The organism is Achromobacter sp. Root83 (assembly GCF_001428845.1).
In the GTDB taxonomy this organism is placed as follows: domain Bacteria; phylum Pseudomonadota; class Gammaproteobacteria; order Burkholderiales; family Burkholderiaceae_B; genus Achromobacter.
In genome coordinates this window covers 1-18,468 of the sequence record NZ_LMIU01000005.1, presented here as the reverse complement: position 1 = coordinate 18,468, position 18,468 = coordinate 1, and the positions used below count along the sequence as shown (strand labels likewise).

General features: G+C 64.1%; 14 protein-coding genes and 1 pseudogene. 6 read left to right on the top strand and 9 right to left on the bottom strand.

What is annotated here, in order from left to right:
• Window positions 1–27 precede the first annotated feature (27 nt).
• The gene (locus tag ASE30_RS07730; protein WP_057283725.1) at window positions 28–1,341 is read right to left on the bottom strand and encodes a YihY family inner membrane protein; all 1,314 of its coding nucleotides are present in this window, start codon (window positions 1,339–1,341) and stop codon (window positions 28–30) included.
• 17 nt (window positions 1,342–1,358) lie between these two features.
• On the opposite strand from ASE30_RS07730, the gene ASE30_RS07725 reads away from it, so the two are divergent.
• The 3 genes from ASE30_RS07725 (at window position 1,359) to ASE30_RS07715 (ending at window position 4,144) form a co-directional block, all read left to right on the top strand.
• Window positions 1,359–1,730 carry a DUF2069 domain-containing protein gene (locus tag ASE30_RS07725; RefSeq protein ID WP_057283724.1) on the top strand — a complete coding sequence of 124 codons (372 nt, stop codon included), beginning with the start codon at window positions 1,359–1,361 and terminating at the stop codon, window positions 1,728–1,730.
• A complete protein-coding gene (locus tag ASE30_RS07720; RefSeq protein ID WP_057283723.1) occupies window positions 1,727–3,214 on the top strand; it encodes a YdiU family protein in 1,488 nt (495 codons plus the stop codon). Before ASE30_RS07725 ends, ASE30_RS07720 begins: the two co-directional genes overlap by 4 nt.
• A 210-nt stretch (window positions 3,215–3,424) precedes the next feature.
• The gene (locus tag ASE30_RS07715) at window positions 3,425–4,144 is read left to right on the top strand and encodes a response regulator transcription factor (protein WP_057283722.1); all 720 of its coding nucleotides are present in this window, start codon (window positions 3,425–3,427) and stop codon (window positions 4,142–4,144) included.
• Between the two features lie 30 nt (window positions 4,145–4,174).
• Here the strand turns inward: ASE30_RS07715 and ASE30_RS07710 are convergent, their stop codons facing one another.
• Together ASE30_RS07710 and ASE30_RS07705 are read right to left on the bottom strand one after the other, a co-directional pair.
• Window positions 4,175–5,698 carry a sensor histidine kinase KdpD gene (locus ASE30_RS07710; protein WP_235515210.1) on the bottom strand — a complete coding sequence of 508 codons (1,524 nt, stop codon included), beginning with the start codon at window positions 5,696–5,698 and terminating at the stop codon, window positions 4,175–4,177.
• 8 nt (window positions 5,699–5,706) lie between these two features.
• On the bottom strand, window positions 5,707–7,677 hold the full coding sequence (locus ASE30_RS07705) for an EAL domain-containing protein (protein WP_082601499.1): 1,971 nt from the start codon (window positions 7,675–7,677) through the stop codon (window positions 5,707–5,709).
• Window positions 7,678–8,267: 590 nt separating this feature from the next.
• Here ASE30_RS07705 and ASE30_RS07700 point away from each other — a divergent pair.
• Genes ASE30_RS07700 through ASE30_RS07690 form a run of 3 tightly spaced genes read left to right on the top strand, consistent with a single transcriptional unit; the run spans window position 8,268 to window position 11,573 of the window.
• On the top strand, window positions 8,268–9,593 hold the full coding sequence (locus ASE30_RS07700; RefSeq protein WP_235515220.1) for a bifunctional diguanylate cyclase/phosphodiesterase: 1,326 nt from the start codon (window positions 8,268–8,270) through the stop codon (window positions 9,591–9,593).
• A 37-nt stretch (window positions 9,594–9,630) separates the two neighbouring features.
• Window positions 9,631–10,698, top strand: coding sequence for a chorismate synthase (gene aroC, locus ASE30_RS07695; protein WP_057283719.1), 1,068 nt, complete (start codon window positions 9,631–9,633; stop codon window positions 10,696–10,698).
• Window positions 10,699–10,733: 35 nt separating this feature from the next.
• Complete coding sequence (locus ASE30_RS07690) at window positions 10,734–11,573, top strand: M48 family metallopeptidase (RefSeq protein ID WP_057283813.1); 840 nt, start codon at window positions 10,734–10,736, stop codon at window positions 11,571–11,573.
• Between the two features lie 31 nt (window positions 11,574–11,604).
• Here ASE30_RS07690 and ASE30_RS07685 read toward each other — a convergent pair whose 3' ends face one another.
• The 6 genes and pseudogenes from ASE30_RS07685 to ASE30_RS29420 form a co-directional block, all read right to left on the bottom strand.
• Window positions 11,605–13,566, bottom strand: a complete 1,962-nt coding sequence (locus tag ASE30_RS07685) for a LapD/MoxY N-terminal periplasmic domain-containing protein (RefSeq protein ID WP_057283718.1) — start codon at window positions 13,564–13,566, stop codon at window positions 11,605–11,607.
• Window positions 13,567–13,583: 17 nt separating this feature from the next.
• Complete coding sequence (locus ASE30_RS07680) at window positions 13,584–14,267, bottom strand: transglutaminase-like cysteine peptidase (RefSeq protein WP_057283717.1); 684 nt, start codon at window positions 14,265–14,267, stop codon at window positions 13,584–13,586.
• A 101-nt stretch (window positions 14,268–14,368) separates the two neighbouring features.
• A complete protein-coding gene (locus ASE30_RS28415; protein ID WP_304438812.1) occupies window positions 14,369–17,200 on the bottom strand; it encodes an Ig-like domain-containing protein in 2,832 nt (943 codons plus the stop codon).
• Window positions 17,201–17,222: 22 nt separating this feature from the next.
• Window positions 17,223–17,629 (bottom strand): annotated as a pseudogene (locus ASE30_RS29430) (Ig-like domain-containing protein); the annotation flags it as partial.
• 1 nt (window position 17,630) lies between these two features.
• Window positions 17,631–18,059, bottom strand: a 429-nt coding sequence (locus ASE30_RS29425) for a putative Ig domain-containing protein (protein ID WP_235515209.1), incomplete at its 3' end; no start/stop codon positions are given.
• 1 nt (window position 18,060) lies between these two features.
• A partial coding sequence (locus ASE30_RS29420) for a putative Ig domain-containing protein (RefSeq protein WP_235515218.1) occupies window positions 18,061–18,392 on the bottom strand: 332 nt, incomplete at its 3' end.
• Between the last annotated feature and the right edge of the window lie 76 nt (window positions 18,393–18,468).

The following is an 18,468-nucleotide window of genomic DNA, read 5'->3' as shown; positions in this document are numbered from 1 at the left end:
CTGGGCGGACTACGCCCGAATGCTTTGCTATTTCTTGTTCGCTTCCAATTGCAGTACGGGAGCGATTCCATTTTGGGTATTTTGCGCTTCTCCGCAGAGTTCTTCCAGCGTCGGCGCATTTTGCTGAGAAATCACGGAGGATGCGACTCGCAGAATTTCCGGGTCATTGCGGACCCGAGGCTGGCTGCGGTCCAGCAGAAAACGGTCCACCACGGGCGCCATCGACGTTTCCCTGGCGTCGCAGGTGAGCATCCAGTTGTCTTCGGGGCTGCGGGTGGCCAGTCCCATGGCGCTCAGGGATTCCAGCACTTCATTCAGTTCGTCCTGATGGAGCCGCAACTGCGAGGCCAGCGCGTTGGCGGACAGACCCGACGGCCTGGTGGCCTGGGCCTTGCGCAGGGCGCGCAAAGCGTCCAGCGCGTCGACGAACGAGGCGCCGGGGTAGCGATTGATCTCCCAGCGCCCCAGCCTGATCAGCGGCGCGCTGGATGCGAGGGTGGCGCCCAGCAGCACCGCCAGCCAGGATAGATAGATCCAGAGAAGGAAGATGGGAAGGGTTGCGAAGGCGCCGTAGATGACCGTGTACGTGGGAAACCGCGTCAGGTAATACGCGAACCCCGACTTCATGATTTCCAGCACGACTGCGGTGACGCCGCCACCGACCAGGGCGTCGCGCCACAGCACGTCGCGGTTCGGCACGACGACAAACAGCGCCGCGAAACCCAGCCCGGTCAGTACCAGCGGGATGAACGACACGGCAACACTGACGGCCTCGGGCACATCCTGGACCAATCCCAGCGACTCGCGGGCGACAAACGAGGTCGCCCAAAGGCTGGCGCCGGCCAGAACCGGCCCCAGCGTGATGAGAGCCCAGTAAACCAGTGCCCGCTGGGGCAGGGGCCGCTGGCGCGAGACGCGCCAGATGTCGTTGAACGCCTGGTCGATCGTCATGATCAGCAGCAGCGAGGTGACCAGCAGAAAAGCGCCGCCAATGGCCGTCAGGCGGGAGGCCTGGCGCGCGAACTGGTTCAGATATTCCATGATGTTGTCCGAGACGGACGGCGGCATCAGGCTGTGGGTCAGGAAGTCTTCGAGGGCGACCCTGAACTCCTGGAATACGGGAAAGGCCGTAAATAGCGACAGCACCACCGCCAGCATTGGAACGATCGCCAGGACCGTCGTGAAAGTCAGGCTGGATGCGACCTGAAGCAGCTTTTCTTCGTTGGCGCGTTGAGCAACAAAACGAAAGACGCGTCCGGCCCTTGCGACCCATGAAGAGCGCAAGGTCGATGGCTCGGTGGCCGCCGGCGTGGTGGCGGCGGGCTCGGCGGGGCGATTCATCAGGCGATAATAGCAGCATGAACCCTGAACTCAACCCCCGCTTGCGCCTGCTGGCGTCGGTATCACTGTTTGCGCTGATCGTGCTTTGCGTCGCCTGGGAAACGGTGGTGGCGCCGTTGCGGCCGGGAGGTTCGTGGATGCTGCTGAAGGCCTTGCCGCTGGCGGTTCCGCTGCGCGGCATCGTACGCGGCAATATCTACACGTACCAATGGGCGGCCATGCTGTCGCTTTTGTACCTGATGGAAGGGGTGGTGCGCGCCATGTCGGATCCGGCGCCCCTGTCCGTGTTGATGGCGTGGGGCGAAATCCTCCTGTCGGCAACCTTCTTCCTCAGCGCCATTTTCTATGTGCGGCCCGCCAAGCGCGCCGCCAGGAGTCAACGCGCATGAACGCCCTGTCCCTGACCGAACTGCAAGCCGTCAATTCGTTTGCGGCCCTGCCCGCGGCCTTTTATACCCGCCTGGAGCCCCAGGGGCTGAACAACCCGCGTCTGCTGCATGCGAATGCGGACGCGGCCGCCCTGATCGGGCTGGCGCCCGATGCCCTATCTACGCCCGAATTTCTGAGCGTATTTTCCGGTGCCCAGCCGCTGCCGGGTGGCGACACCCTGGCCGCCGTCTACAGCGGTCACCAGTTTGGCATCTGGGCGGGCCAGCTTGGCGACGGGCGCGCCCACCTTCTGGGCGAAGTCCAAGGTCCTCAGGGGGGATGGGAACTGCAGCTCAAGGGCTCGGGCATGACGCCTTATTCCCGCATGGGCGACGGCCGCGCCGTACTGCGCTCGTCGGTGCGCGAATACCTGGCCAGCGAGGCCATGCATGGGCTGGGCGTGCCGACGACGCGTGCGCTGGCGCTGGTGGTGTCGGATGACCCGGTCATGCGCGAGACCGTCGAGACGGCCGCCATCGTGACGCGCATGTCACCCAGTTTTGTGCGTTTTGGCTCGTTCGAGCACTGGTCGTCGCGGCGCCAGCCCGACATGCTCAAGACACTGGCCGATTATGTGATCGACCGATACTACCCGGAATGCCGCGAAACGGCTGTTGGCGAATCCGGGAATGAAACCGCGCCATATATAAATCTCCTGCGGGCGGTTACCCGGCGCACGGCGCTATTGATGGCGGATTGGCAGGCAGTGGGGTTTTGCCATGGCGTGATGAATACGGACAATATGTCCATCCTGGGGCTGACGCTGGATTATGGCCCTTATGGATTCATGGATGGTTTCCGGCTGGGGCACGTCTGCAACCATTCGGATTCCGAAGGGCGCTATTCGTGGAATCGGCAGCCCTCGGTGGCGCTTTGGAATCTTTACCGGCTTGGCGGCAGCCTGCACATGCTGGTGCAGGACGTAGAGGCCCTGCGCGCCGTGCTGGACGAATTCGAGGCGGTTTTCACGCGGGCCTTCCATGACAAAATGGGCGCGAAGCTGGGTTTGGCGGCCTGGCAGCCCGCGGACGAAGCGCTGCTGGACGATCTGCTCAAGCTGATGGACGCCAATGGGGCCGATTTCACGCTGACCTGGCGGCGGCTCGCGAACGCGCTGCAAGGACAGCGCCGGACGTTCGAGGATCTTTTCATCGACCGGACGGCCGCGGCGGACTGGTTGGACAGGCTACTGGCCCGTCAGGCTCAGGATGGCCGGCCCGCGCCGGAAGTGATCGCAGGCATGAATGCGGTCAATCCGGTTTACGTGCTGCGCAACCATTTGGCGGAAGAGGCGATCCGCGCGGCCAAAACGGGCGACGCCGGCGAAATAGATACGCTGATGAAACTGCTGCGGAATCCCTACGTCGAGCAGGACGGATACGAACGCTATGCGGCGCTGCCGCCGGATTGGGCGGGCGGAATCGAAGTGAGCTGTTCATCCTGATGGCGGTTCACCGGCATCTGCGGATGGATAATCGACGGTGGCGGACGGATTACGAAAAAAAGCGCGCAAAAATGTGAAATATCGCGGTTTTTTTCGCTGCAATCATTCGTTTCCATTGTAAAAGTCGTAAGATTGCCGGCTGCGGGGCCTTTTATTGCAATGGGCCTCCAGGGGTATTTGTCGACAATTTCAATATAAAGCACTCTGAATATGCCTGGCGCAGATGGTTTGCTATGTATCGGCCTGCTTGAGGATGATGCCGACTTCCGGGAGGAGTTGGCGTTAGGCCTGGGCGGCTACGGTTTTCGCGTGGCGTTTGCCTGTGACAATGCAGTGGCGTTTTACCGCCGATTGCAGGAGCAGCCCTGCGACATCGTCATATTGGATGCTCATCTTCCCGGCGAGGATGGTTTTTCCGTCGCAACCCGCCTGCGTGCCTTGAGCCCGGTGGGCATTGTGATGCTGACGGGCCGCAGCGCCCTGGAAGATCGGGTGCGCGGGCTGGAGGGCGGCGCCGATGTCTATATGACCAAGCCCGTGGATCTACTTGAACTCAGCTCGGTCATTCGCAGCCTGGCCCGCCGGATGCGTCTGGCGAAAGCGCCTCGGCCGGCCGACGCCGAAACGCGCGCGTCCGCGGACACCAACTGGTCCTTGCAGGATGGCGGGTGGATCCTGGTTGCGCCCGATGGCGCTTCGCTGCACCTCAGCGCCCAGGAGCGGACGTTCCTGGTTGCCTTGATGGATGCCGCTGGCAATGCGGTCAGCCGCCAGGCCCTGGCGGAACTGTTTCTGCCCGACAGCCCGGGCGGTTTCGAACTGCGCCGCATCGATGTGCTGGTGAGCCGTCTGCGCGCCAAGGCGCAGAGCGCGGGTCTGAAACTGCCGGTTCTGTCAGTGCGCGGACAGGGATACGTGTTCGCGGCCTGAGGCCGGCTGCCCCCGTCGCCGGGGTAGGGGTCACACCGCCGGGGCGGTGGCGGGCAACGTGACGACAAAACGCGTGCCGACGCCCACCTTGCTTTGCATGGTCAGCGAGCCACCCTGGTTTTGGCAGATTCGCCGGGCCAGGTACAGACCTATCCCCATGCCCTGGGTTTCCCGATGCGCGGAACGCCGGAAGCGCGGCTCGAAGATTCGGGCCTGCTCTTCTTCGCCGATGCCGGCCCCGCGATCAATGACCGCCAGCCAGGTCATCGGCATGTCGCCAACGCGGGTGTGTCCCGTTTCAATCCGGACCGGCTCATTGGCGGGTGAATACTTGATTGCGTTGTGGATCAGATTACGCACCACCACGCTGGTCAGGGGACGATCGCAGTACACGGGCAAGGTTCCGTCCGCTTGCAGCATCAGCGCATGGGCGGTGTCCGGTTGCATGGCGGTGACGACATCGCGCGCCAGTTCCGCCATGTCTGCCTGTTCGCCGCGCGGGTTCCATGCCTGTTCGTCCAGCCTGTCCTGGTTCAGCAATTGGTCCATCAGCTCGGTCATGCGGGTGACCGAGCGATGGATGCGCGCCAGGCGGTTATCGACGGTTTCGCCGCTGTCGGAAAGAATCATGTCCAACGACTGGGCTGCCGCGCTGATGGTGGCCAGCGGCGCGCGCAGTTCGTGCGAAATCAGCGCGTTCATCTGGCGCTGCGTATCCAGGGCGCCCGCAAGCTCCGCGAGCCGCAGTTCTCCCTGGGCGAGATGCTCGGCGTCGGTAGGGTCGATGGCATTGGGGGGCGAAGCGGCCTGCGCCCGAGCGGGCGTGCTCAGCGCCAGCCAGGCCAGGGCGCCCGATACCAGCATCAGCCGCAGCAGTTCGGCAGCCATACCAGCGGTGTCGGCGCCGTCCGCGTGCCAGGCGTCGTGCCACAGCATCCAGGCCGAAAAACCGTAGGCGAATGCCAGCGCCAGGGACGAGGCGCGGCCCTGTGACTGCCGTGCCGCCCGCGCCAGAAACCACGCCGCCAATGGCAGGCTGATGACGGCACAGACGGCGGCGATTGCCGTGGGCAGGATGCCGTTTTCGGTTTCGTAGACGAAGATCAGCGCCAATGCCGCAATGCCGGCCAGCGCGATGCTGGTCCAGCGGCATGCTGCCGCGAGCATGGCGGCTATGCGCGAACCCTGCAACAGCGGGATCGTCAGCGCCAGCAGGGCCGCGTATGACCCTGCCTGTAGCGCGCCCGGGGGCATCAGCGTGGGCAGCGAGCGGAACAAACCTTCAATGAGCATGAAGGCGAGGCCTGCCGCGTACATGGTGTTCCGGGTATGAGCCCAGGCGATGCCGCACGCCAGGCCGCAAGCGATCGCGACGCCCGCGGTCAGGCCGGACTGGATGTTCTCGTAGTCGCCATTCAGGCCATAGGCCATGGCGTAGCCGGGCCAGAACAGGACGCAGAACAGCAGCCCCATTCGCGACCAGGAGTATTGCGAAGTGGCGTCCGTGGAGCAGGCGCGGCGGTGGCGGAAATGCCAGCGGGTGCGAAGAAACAATCCTTCCGTCAACTAGGAACCCATTGGTGATCAAGCGCGAGATCGTGCGCGTGGGCGAAGTTTACGACAGCCCCGCGTATCGCGCGGACGCCTATTTCTTCCAGAACGAATTGCGTGGCCGTGTCGGGGACGTCCGCGGCGTAGACCGCCATGTCGAGGGTCATGGCGGTGGCGACCACGGTGGCCGCAAGATGCTGGCTGCCGGGGCTGTGCAGCAGTCCGGCGATGAAGCTGCCGCATAGCGTCAGGTACGACACGGGAAATTCGTGCAGGTGTTCCATGGCGCCGAATTGCTGTGACAGCCGCGACAGGCCGACACGGGCGCCCGCGCTGGTGACGATGTCGCAGAGCTGGCGCACGTCGGCCCCGTGTTCCACCAGGCCCACGGCATCGACCTCGATGATCAGGCGCAACGTCAGCGCCGGGCGGTCGGCCAGCATGCGCTCGAGTCTGAGCAGAAAGGACCCCTGTGCCAGCGACGCCAGCGAGACGGGCACTGTCAGCGCGCCGTCATGGGTGAACAGCCAGTCCAGCCCCAGCCTGATCGCCTGGATGTCGCAATCGGCCGACAGGCCGAGGCGTACCGCGGGCGGCATGAAGATGGAGGCCGGCACGGGATCGGTGCCGGAAAGGTCGTGCAGAGTCAGTCTGGCTTCGTGATGCAGCAGCGCGCCGGACAGGTCATGCAGCGGCTGGGCCGAAAGCGAGAACCGGTGCTGCTCCAGGGCCGTGATCAGGGCGTCGTGCCAGCTGTATTCGCCGATGCGGGTGCTGTCGGCCGCCTGGCTGGCCGGCGTGATCTGATCGTCATCGGCGCTTTCGGCGCACATCAGCGCGTGATCCAGCCGCGCCAGCGTATCGCTCATGTTGTCGCCCGGCGCGAAGGCCGCCATGGCCAGCGCCCAGCGGCACCATCCGTATTTATCCATTGGCACACGCAGCGAACGCAGTTCGCGCCGCACGCGTTCGGCAAGCAGGCTGGCCTGCGGCGCGGAGGTGCGCGGCAGCAGTAGCGCGAAGTCCGATCCGCTGATGCGGGCGACCTGCGAGGCCGGTCCGCCGAATTCCGCCACCAGCTTGCGCAGCCGGTCCGACGACGAACGCAGCCACTGGTCCGTGAAGGCGCGCGACAGATGCCGGTTGATCTGGGCCAGGTCGCGCTGGCGGAACATCAACAGATGCCCCCCCGCGTCGTGGGTCTTGTCGGCCAGCGCCTGCCGGAACTGGTCGACGAAATACTTCCGGTTGGACAGGCGGGTGATGGGATCCCGATAGATCTCGCTTTGCAGGGATTCGATCCTGGCGTTCTGTTCCTGTACCGTGGCCGCCACTCTGCGCTGCGCGTCCACCAGTGCCTGATCCACCCCGACGAGTTCGCACGATCCCGTCAATGGTGTTTCGTTGCCCGGGGCAAGGGCGCGTACGCGCTCGCAGATGTCGCGCGAGGTTCGCGCTTCTATCCAGCGGACGAGGTTGACGGCGAAGAGCGCCCAGAAGACGCCAGCGGCCAGCACCAGGCCAAGCACTCTCATGCCGCCTTGCCATAGGGTATCGCGCGCCAGCCGGGCGTCCGATTGCACCGTTATGGTGCCTTTTGTCCCACCGTCCGCGGCAGTGAACGGCCGGGACACCACGGGCGCTTCCATATTGAGCCACGCGCCGCGCCAGTCCCGCTCGCGGCTAGAGCCGTCCGGATGCAGGCGCCGTTCCGCGCTGACTGCATTCCCTTCGTTCGTGATACGCACCAGGGAGTACAGGCCTTGTCCGAACAGTTCGTCTGCCAGTTTCGCCTGTTCGGCGCCAGTCGCCTCGCCATGCGACAGCGCCCACGCCAACGCGTTGACGCCCGCTTCACTTTGCTGCGCCAGTTGGGCATTCAGATAGCGGTGCGCCGCCAGCATGCCCAAGGCCTGGGCGCCAAGCAGGATGAACCCGATCAGCAGGGCGGAACATAAAAGTAGCCGGCGTAGGGTAGGCATGTACTTGAGGGTCCCTTCCTGAACTGCGCGGTTGCCTGCGTCGTGGGGCGCTCGGTTGGCCTTCAAAGGGAGGCAGCACGCAGCGAGGGCCCTGGCAGGGGAAAAAAACCTGGATAAGAAACGTGACACACGTTACCAATAGCTCGGTGACGGCGCTTACACTGTAATTCGGCATGTCACAGAACGCACAGAATATTACGAAATCTGGTTCGATTTCAGACAACCTGTGCAATTATTTCGCTCGTGATAATTGCCTCACTGAGAACTATTGAGACACAGCGTATTAATTTTTGGGGTTCGGCTGTCGTAGAAAGGGCAAGGCATGGCGAAAAGGACCGGCCAGCGACCGCTAACCAGGACCCGTCATGTGCCGCCAAGAGCAGACACAGATCCGAAGGAATTCAGTAAAAAGGGGTGCGTTGCCTCTGAAATGTGGCGTCTTTTTGCGAAAACAATGCATAATTTAAAGAATGTTACAGCCCTTGGGCCCGTGTGCGGGCCGCAACGTCAGGGGCGTATAGATAGGGGGCTCCGTGCGTGAGAGTTACCTGCTCGCACTGTGCCTGACCCTCGGGGGCGCACTTGCAGCGATAAGTCTGTTGTTCGTTCGCCGGGAACGCGCGTTGCGCCGCCGCCTGACGCGCGACGAATTGACTGGCCTCCTTAGCCAACAGGAGCTGCATCGTCGCGCGCGCGCGTGGCTTGGCAAACCTCAAGGGGCCGCCCGCCAGGGTGCCTTCTTCCTGATCAGTTTTGAACACTACGCCCAGATCAGCGCCATGCTTCGCGCCGGTGAAGACCAGGCGCTGCTGGTGCTGGTGGCGGACCGGCTCAGCCTCATTACCCGTACCTTGGGCGGCATGGCTGCGCGCACCGGCACCGACGCGTTCACCGTCTGTGTGCCGGAGGTGGACGAACAGGGCGCGGCGCAGGTGTCGGCCAAACTGCTGGAAGATCTGAGCGCACCCTACGATCTCGGGGGGCGTCCTCTCATTGCCGTTTTTCGGATCGGAGCCGCGCTGTATCCCGAGCACGGCCGCAGCGTCGAGGAATTGCAGCGCTGCGTGCAGGTGGCCCTGGTTCCGCTCAAAGAGCGCGGCGGCCCGGGCTGGAACCTGTTCGATTTCCGGCTGCTCGCTCGCCAGCGGGACCAGCAGGGGCTGGAAAACGACCTGAGACTGGCGCTGACCACCCCGGCCATGGAACAGTTTGAACTGTATTACCAGCCGGTCTGCGACAGCGGCACCGGCGTCGTGCAGGGCTGCGAGGCGCTGCTGCGCTGGCACCACCCCGAACTGGGCAGCGTCTCTCCCGCCGTGACCATAGAACTGGCTGAGCGCAGCGGCCTGATCGTGCCGCTGGGCGCGTGGATCCTGGAGCGCGCATGTTCGCAAGCGGCGCTTTGGCCGTCCGCCTGGCGCGTGCATGTGAACCTGTCGGTCAAGCAGATGAACGAGGACGGCCTGGTCCAGCTCGTTACCGACGTATTGGCCTCGACCCGTCTGGCGCCGCGCAAGCTGGTGCTGGAAATCACCGAATCCATCTTCATCCTGCACTACGAACGGCACGTGAAAATCCTGAACACCTTGCGTGACAAGGGGATCGGCGTGGCGCTGGACGACTTCGGTTGCGGCTACTCCAGCCTGAATCACCTGCGGCACCTGCCTATCGATTGGGTCAAGATCGATCGCAGTTTCATCTCGGCGCTGGAATCCGATGCGGGCAGCCGCGAGGTCGTTTCCGCGCTGTTCGGCCTGTGCCAGGCGATGCATTTGCCCGTGGTGGCCGAAGGCGTCGAGACCGAAGGCCAGCGTGAAATCCTGAAGTCCCTGGGCTGCCGGGTGATGCAGGGCTTCCTGCTGGGCCGGCCCGCGCCGGCGTCCGAAATCCAGGCTTTGGCCTCGGCGGTGTCATAATCGGGGTTGCTTGCAAACCCGACCCTGTTGACTCCCTATGCCCGGCAATACCCTAGGTACCCTCTTTACCGTCACGAATTTCGGCGAATCCCACGGGCCGGCCATCGGTTGTGTCGTCGACGGCTGTCCTCCGGGATTGGCCCTGGACGCCTCCGACATCCAGCTTGAATTGGACCGGCGCCGTCCGGGCACCTCGCGCCACGTCACGCAGCGCCAGGAAGCGGACCAGGTAGAGATCCTGTCGGGCGTATACGAAGGGGTCACCACCGGCACGCCGATCGGCCTCCTGATTCGCAATACCGATGCGCGCAGCAAGGACTACTCCAACATTGCCGACACCTTCCGGCCCGGGCATGCCGACTACGCCTACTGGCGCAAGTTTGGCGTGCGCGACCCGCGCGGCGGAGGACGTTCGTCGGCGCGGTTGACGGCGCCCACCGTGGCGGCGGGCGCGATTGCCAAGAAGTGGCTGTCCGAGCAGTACGGCGTGAAGGTGCGCGGCTACATGAGCCAGCTTGGCCCCGTTGCGATTCCTTTCGTGTCCTGGGACGAAGTGCCCAACAATCCGTTCTACGCGCCCAACGCCGAGGTCGTCCCAGAACTCGAAGCCTACATGGACCAGTTGCGCCGCGACGGGGATTCCGTCGGCGCGCGCATCGAAGTCGTGGCCGAAAACTTGCCCGCGGGCTGGGGCGAACCTATCTACGACCGCCTCGATGCCGACATCGCGCACGTGATGATGGGCCTGAATGCGGTAAAGGGCGTGTCCATCGGCGCGGGTTTTGACTGCATCGCGCAACGCGGCTCGGAGCACGGCGACGAGATCACCCCCGATGGCTTCCTGACCAACCATGCGGGCGGGGTATTGGGGGGCATTTCCACCGGCCAGCCGATCACCGTGTCGCTGGCGATCAAGCCCACATCCAGCATCCGGGTCGAGCGTCGCTCGGTCAACCGCGCCAATGAGCCCGTGCTGGTGCAGACCTTGGGTCGCCATGATCCGTGCGTTGGCATCCGGGCCACCCCCATTGCCGAAGCCATGCTGGCGCTCGTGCTCATCGACCACGCCCTGCGGCATCGCGGGCAATGCGGCGAGCCGGTCTGATACGCTGTCGCTGTTGAAATGGCTTGGAGGCCGACATGAACCAGAAGCGTCACTTTCTGCGCTATGCCGGAGCCGTGCTGTCGCTGGCCGCATTGGCAGGTTGCACGGGCATGAATACCACGCAGTCCGGCGCCGTGGGCGTCGACCGAACCCAGTACATGTCCAGCATGGTGCCTTCGCAGGCGCTCGAGCAAGAGGCAACCCAGCAGTACGCCGACATCCTGAAAGAGGCAAAGTCCAAAGGCCTGCTGGATCGCGACGCCCAGCAGCTGGCACGCGTGCAGGCCATTTCCCAGCGCCTGATCGGTCAGGCGGGTGTGTTCCGCCCCGACGCGGCCAACTGGAAATGGGAAGTGCATGTGCTGTCCAGCGACGAGATCAATGCCTGGTGCATGCCCGGCGGCAAGATTGCCGTCTATACGGGGCTGATCGCGAAGATCAAGCCTTCCGACGATGAGCTGGCCGCGGTGCTGGGCCACGAGATCGCGCACGCGCTGCGCGAGCACGCGCGTGAACGGGTGTCCCAGCAGATGGCGACCAATCTCGGCCTGTCGGTGCTGTCCATCGCCATGGGCTCGTCCGCGGCCACGGACCTGGGCGAGCAGCTGACCAGCGTGATGTTCACGCTGCCCAACAGCCGCACGCACGAGACGGAGGCCGACAGGATGGGGGTGGAATTGGCGGCACGGGCGGGCTATGACCCGCGCGCCGCCGTGTCGCTCTGGCAGAAAATGGGTGCGGCCGAGCAGGGCAATGCGCCACCCGAGATCCTTTCGACCCACCCTTCGGCCGCCTCGCGGATCGGTGATCTGCAAGCGGCGGCGCAGAAGGTGATGCCGTTGTACGAGCAGTCGAAAGGCAACGCCGCCCGTTGAGCGGGCGCGGCCTCGGGGCGAGGCCGCTTTCTTACGCCGCGCTCGCGGTCTTGACGCCCTGACCCCGCATGATGCCGATGCCAAGGCCGGCAAGAATGCGCTGCGTTTCGGCGTCCGGCACATCTTCCGCGTAAACCGCGATATTCAGGGCCCGCGCCGTTTCCAGCACGGAAGCCGTCAACTGCTGGCTGCCCGGGCTTTGCGACATTCCGCCCACGAAACCGCCGCCCAGCTTCACGTAGGACAAGGGCAGCGTGTGCAGTTGCGCAATGGCGCCGAACTGCTGCGCCAGCCTTCGCACGCCGAGGTGCGCCCCGAACTCCGAGACGACACGCGCCAGGGCGGCGATCTGCTCGTGGCATTCCACCAGGCCGTGCGCATCGATCTCAAGGAACAGGCGGCGCGCCAAGGGCCGGCGCTCGGTCAGCAGCAGAGCCAGTTGGCGCAGGAATTTCTGTCCCCGCAACGAAGGCAGGGCAACGCGGACCGCCAGTTCGCCTTCGTGGGCGGCCAGCCAGTCCAGGCCCAGGCGGACCGATTCCAGATCGCAGTCGGCCACCAGGTCCAGACGCACGGCGGGCGGGATGAAGAGCGTGGCCGGGATCGGCACCTGATCGGGGGCGGTGCGCAGCATCAGCATCGCCTCGTTCCGGACGGTATGTCCGTCCAGGGCCACCAGGTGTTCGGTTTCCAGTTCGAAACGATGGTCTTCCAACGCGGACTGGATGGCATCCTTCCAGGCGCGCTCGCCCGATTCCGACGGCGATTGCATGTCGGTAGCGCCCGCGATCACGACTTGATCGTTGCCGGCGCTTTCGGCGCGCATCAGGCCGAAATCCAGCCGGGCGAGCACCGGGCCGGCCTGGTTGCCGTGCCCATAGTCGGTCATGGCCTGAGCCCAGCGGCACAAATGGCCTTCGCCGACCGGAATACGCGAGGCGTGCAGATCCGCGCGCAGTTGTTCGGCGACCATCATGGCCTGGGGCGCCGCGCAACCGGGCAGCAGCAATGCGAAATCCGATCCATTCAGGCGGGCCAGCATGGGCGCCGCCACATGCATGCTTTTCAACGTGCCCAGGATGCGTTCGCATGCCGAGCGCAGCCATTGATCGATGAACTCGCGGGGCATATAGCGGTTCAGATCGGCCAGGTCGCGTTGACGGAACACCAGCACATGGCCGCCGTCGATCCCGTGCGGCGTCCGGGCGGGCTTTGCTTCCAGCGCGCGCCGGAACTCGTTGACGAAGTACTTGCGGTTTGGCAAGCCGGTCACGGGGTCCTGGTTCAGTTCGAGCTCCAGCGATTCGATCTTGGCGTTTTGCTCTTCGACGCTGGCGTGCACGCGCTCGCGCGTCTGATTCAAGGCCTGGACGACGCCGGACAGCTCGGGAACGCGCGCCTCGACCTGCTCGGCCGGCGAATCCTGGCCGATGCTGCGGACGTGGTCACTGATTTCGCGCAGCAGGCGGTTCTTGATCCAGCCGACCAGCACAAAGGCGAACACCGCCCACAGGATGCCCGCGCCCACCACCAGGGCAATCATCTTCAGGCTGCTGCGCCACAGGGCCTCCCAGGCATAAGCGTCGTTGGCGATCAGCGTGACCTCGCCGATCTGCCGCCATCCGTCGCTGACCGCATGCGTGGCCGGCTGCGTATCCAGCGGCGCCAGGGCCTGGAACCAGGCCGGCACGGCGGCCGCGGTGGTCGTGGCTTGGCGTTCGATCAGGACCTTGCCGTCCGGGTCGGTCAGGCGCACCAGCGAAAAATGCCCGCCGTCGTACAGCGCCGACACCAACAGTTCCTGGACGACCGGGTCGTTGTTCGCGGGCTGCGACAGGGACAGCGCCAGGGACACGGCGGCGTCGGTGCTCTGCACCTGGAGCTGGCCCGACAGGTATTCGCGCGCGGAGTTGACGCTGAGCGCCAGAGTGCCCAGCAAGATGACGCTGATGGCAAGGGTCACGCTGAGCAGTAGCTGACGAAGTATGGACATAGTCTTGTTTCCGGACATCAGGGGCGGATGCCTTCCCGTTCCATGCGTTGAAGAAGATCGCGCCAGCGGCTGAGACGGTCCACGGGCGCGGCTGCCTTGCCGTCCACGTAGACGCCGTCGGCGTTGAAACTGAATACCGGCGTCAGGTCGCGCCGCTGCGTCGCCGGCAGAATGGTTGAGATCAGGCTGTCCAGCACCAGCGGGACGGCGTTCGGGGTTTCGTAATAGCCCAGCACCATGTGGGCCACCTGGCTGCTGCTGGCGGGGCCGCCGATGCGGGCGCGGACATAGATGAAACGCAGCTTGTTGGCCGGGACGCCCTGCGCCAGCAGGGTGAAATACTTGCCGATGACGTAGTCTTCGCAATCGCCCGCGCCTTTGCCCAGCGATTCCAGGGGCGTGGCCCAATAGTCGGCCTGCTTCCAGATGTTCACGTCTTCGCCGGAAAGCAGGGCGCGGTTCCAGAAATCGTTGGCCAGCGTCAGCCTGTCTTTGTCCAGCGCAGGCGCAGGGGTGCGCAATAGCTGCAGCCAGTTTGAGACCGATTTGGAGCCTTTCGCACCATAGCGATTGACCGACAGGCTTTGCAGCCGATCGGAATTCACTTCAAGGGCAGAGCTGCCGCCCCAGCCGCAGGCCAGGCATAGCAGAGCCACTCGGCATAGAGTGAGCGTGCTGTTGTAGCGGCGAGGCGATGACATGAAACGGATTTTCACATTTTTCGGGGATCTTGGAGGTGCCCTTGGAAAAAATGTGCGGCGTTAAACGGGGAGAGCGCCGTCGGCTCTCCCCGCGCTGCAGGTTAGTTGTTGTGGTCGACGTGCAGCTTCCCCTTCGTCAGCAGGTCATTGATGATGGCATGGTCGGTTGCAAGCCTGCCGCCGTCCGTCAGGTCGACGTTCTCCAGCACGATCTTCTGGTCCGCACCCTGGCCGATCTTGCCCGTGGTGCTGATTTCGATGATCGTGTTGGCGCTGTTCGCCGGATCCTTCGAGAAGTGGAGATACTGGCTCAACGTGCCATCCGTCTCCTGCTGCAGCAGGTCCTTCAGATCCAGTACGTCTCCGCCGGCGGAAACCGCGGCGTTCGAGAAATCCTTGATGACGTCCACCGCCGGCTGCGCCGTGGTGCCCTGGTCGCCCAGTTCCCACTTGAAGGTATCGCTGCCGCCATTGCCGTACAGGATGTCGTCGCCCTTGCCGCCGATCAGCACATCGTTGCCAGCGCCGCCATGCAGCGTGTCCTTGCCGGCGCCGCCATACAGGATGTCGTTGCCGTCATCGCCGTAGAGTATGTCGTCGCCGCCTTGGCCGTACAGGATGTCGTTGCCCGCACCGCCATGCAATTCGTCGTTGCCGCCGCGCGTGTCGCCCGCCACGTCAAAGAGACCGTGGTTGTCGGATATGTACTTATGCAGATCGGCGTCCGTGGGCTGCGTGCCGTTCTTCATGAGTAAGAACAGCTTGAGCGCATCCAGGCCGGAGCCTTCTGGCAAGTCCGCGGGTTTGGCGGGGTTGCCGCCAGTTCCCCACGGCAAATGATCCGAATTGATCGTGTCGCCAAACAGGATGTCCGACCCTTCGCCGCCGAAAAGCTTGTCGTTGCCGACCGGGGCAAGTTCATCGGTCGTGCTGCCGCCGACCAGCGCGGTTTCCAGATCCGAAGGGTCTCGCACGACTTGGGACTCGCCAATGCGGCCGGACGTGTATGACCGGATGTCGTCTATGTCGACGCGGAAACGATCTCCGTTGTTGCTATTGTCGTTCACCGCGAATTCGAAGCGGTATTCGCCGGGGCCATGGATACCCGTCATGGTATCGGCCTGGGTACCGCGTTCGACAACCTTCCACTCCGAGCCGACCTTCATCAGCAAGCGCCACTCGAAAGTGTCGGCCGCGGCCTTGTTGCCCATCGTCGCGCTGAACCCGAACGAGGCGCCGGATGCCGCAGTGATGATCATCTTCTGCGATTCCGGCATGGTGACGGTGAAAGCCTGGCCGTTCGGATTCGAATCGGTGATGCGCAGCTTGTAGTCGCTGGACCACCAGTTGCCTGCGTCATACCTGGTCAGTTCGCCAGTGCCGGTCTTCACCCAGTTGGTGGGGTTGTTCAGTCCTTGAGTATTCTCGAAATTCGCATAGACGGAACCGCCAGTCGTGTAATTGCCGCCCGTGTTGTCGTACTTGTCCAAGGTGGACACGGATACACCATCGCCGATGCCGATACCGTGCACCTGGCTCACGCCGGCCAAGTTGGTGAACGCCTGGTCGCGGGACCACGAGGAATCAGTGGGTTCGCCATCTGTCAGGAAGAACGTCAGGTTCTCGTAGGGCTTGCCATAAGCGTCCACCTTGGGCTGGTCGTCAAACCAATCGGTCGCTTCGTTGAACGCCGCACCATAGGGCGTGTTGCCGCTTGCGCTCAGGCCCAGGATCTTATTGACGATCTGATCGATGTTGCTATCGTCCAGACCGGAAATGGAAGTTTGCAGCGTGCTGGAGGTGCCCTTGAACGTGATCAACGAGATGTTGATCGTGCCCTCGTGGTCCACCAGATCTTCCAGCAGTGAGCGCAATGCCTTCTTTGCAGTCGCCAGTCGCGTCTCCTTGCTGGAACCGCTGCCCCACGAGTCGTTCATCGAGTCGGACAGGTCGAGCACCAGGGCGATGTTGTAGCTGGTGCCCGGGGTCACGTTCTTCAGCATGCCGCCTTGGTCGCCCAGCAGCACGTCGTTGCCCGAACCGCCCTTGACGGTGTCGTTGCCGTTGCCGGCGCCCACGAACTGATCCACGTGGATTTCGAAAGTCTGCGGGCTGGAGCTGTCCTGGCCGCCGTTGGCGGTACCGCCAGAGTCCTTGACGTGGAACTGGAAGGATGAGCCTGCGTTTTCGCCGACGTTGGATGCGTCGGGCTTAAAGACCAGTTTGCCGCCTTCGATGTCGGCTGCCCTGATCTCCTGCCCTTGAAGGACCGGACGGCCGTCGATATACAGCGTGCCGCCGGACGGCAGGGAGTCGATCGTCACCGAGACCAGTGAGTGGCCTTCCACCGGATCGGAAAATGCAAAATCGTCCGTCCCGAAGGTGTAGGTCTTGCCTTCCGCCACGTTGGCCGAGCCATCTTCGGAACTAGGTGCGTCGTTGACGGGCAGAACATCGATGTTCAGACTGGATGAGGTGGTGGTCTCGCCGTCAGTCACGCTGTAGGTGATCTGCGGAACTTCCCCATTCCAGTTCGCCGCGGGGTTGAAGGTGTAGCTGCCATTGGCGTTGATAACGATCGTGCCGACATCCGTGATGGTCGTGGAGGTACCAGCGGTGTACGTTCTTCCGTTGATCGTGTACTCCGTGACGGTCAGCGTGTCGTGATCGGCATCCGTGGCGCCAGTCAGTACGTTGCCGGACGCGGTTTGATCTTCCAGAATTTCGTTGGTATGGGGCACCAGAACCGGAGCCGCATTCGTGCCGGTGATGGTGACAGTCAGGGTGGCCGTGCTGGTGCCGCCTTGGCCGTCGGAGACGGTGTAGGTGATCGAGCTGGTGGCGGTCTCGCCGGCGGGCAGGCTGTTGAAAGTCGACCCGGGGTTGAAGCTGTAGGAGCCGTCGGCGTTCAGCGTGAAGGTGCCGCCGCCCACGCCGGCAACGGCCGTGCCCACNGGGCAGGCTGTTGAAAGTCGACCCGGGGTTGAAGCTGTAGGAGCCGTCGGCGTTCAGCGTGAAGGTGCCGCCGCCCACGCCGGCAACGGCCGTGCCCACGTTGCCCGCCTGGCCATTGACCAGCGAGACGTGCAGGGCATCGCCATCCGGATCGGTGTCATTGGCCAGCACGCCGTCCTTGGCGGTGACGCTGAGCGTCGTGCCTTGGTCGGTGTCGCCGCTGTCGGCGACGGCGGTCGGCGCCGGGTTCTTGACGTCCCACGAGAAGTCTTGCGAGACCGATGCGCCGCTCTTGTCGGTGGCGGTGATGGTGACGGCATAGACGCCATGCTCGCCGCCTTGTGAGGCGGACTTGTCCAGGGTGCCGGAGATGATGCCGGTATCCGGATCGATGGTCAGGCCCGGGGNGACCGATGCGCCGCTCTTGTCGGTGGCGGTGATGGTGACGGCATAGACGCCATGCTCGCCGCCTTGTGAGGCGGACTTGTCCAGGGTGCCGGAGATGATGCCGGTATCCGGATCGATCGTCAGGCCCGGGGGCAGGCCGGTGGCCGAGTAGGTCAGCTCGTCGCCGGTATCGGCATCGGTGAACTGTTCGGAGATGTCGACGGGGGTGATGCGTTGGCCGTCGTTGTTGGCCTGGTCGTCCAGCGTCACGCCCGGGGTGAGGGCGGGGTTGTCGTTGGTGCCGGTGACGGTGACAGTCAGGGTGGCCGTGCTGGCGCCGCCTTGGCCGTCCGAGACGGTGTAGGTGATCGAGCTGGTGGCGGTCTCGCCGGCGGGCAGGCTGTTGAAAGTCGACCCGGGGTTGAAGCTGTAGGAGCCGTCGGCGTTCAGNCCGGCAACGGCCGTGCCCACATTGCCCGCCTGGCCATTGACCTGCGAGACATGGAGGGCGTCGCCGTCCGGATCGGTGTCATTGGCCAGCACGCCGTTTTCGGCGTCCACGTTCAGGGCGTTGTCTTCGTCGGTCGCGCCATTGTCGGCGACGGCGGTGGGCGCCGGGTTGGCGACGTCCCACGAGAAGTCTTGCGAGACCGACGCGCCGCTCTTGTCGGTGGCGGTGATGGTGACGGCGTAGACGCCGTGCTCGCCGCCTTGCGAGGCGGACTTGTCCAGGGTGCCGGAGATGATGCCGGTGTCCGGGTCGATGGTCAGGCCCGGGGGCAGGCCGGTGGCCGAGTAGGTCAGCTCGTCGCCGGTGTCGGCATCGGTGAACTGTTCGGAGATGTCGACGGGGGTGATG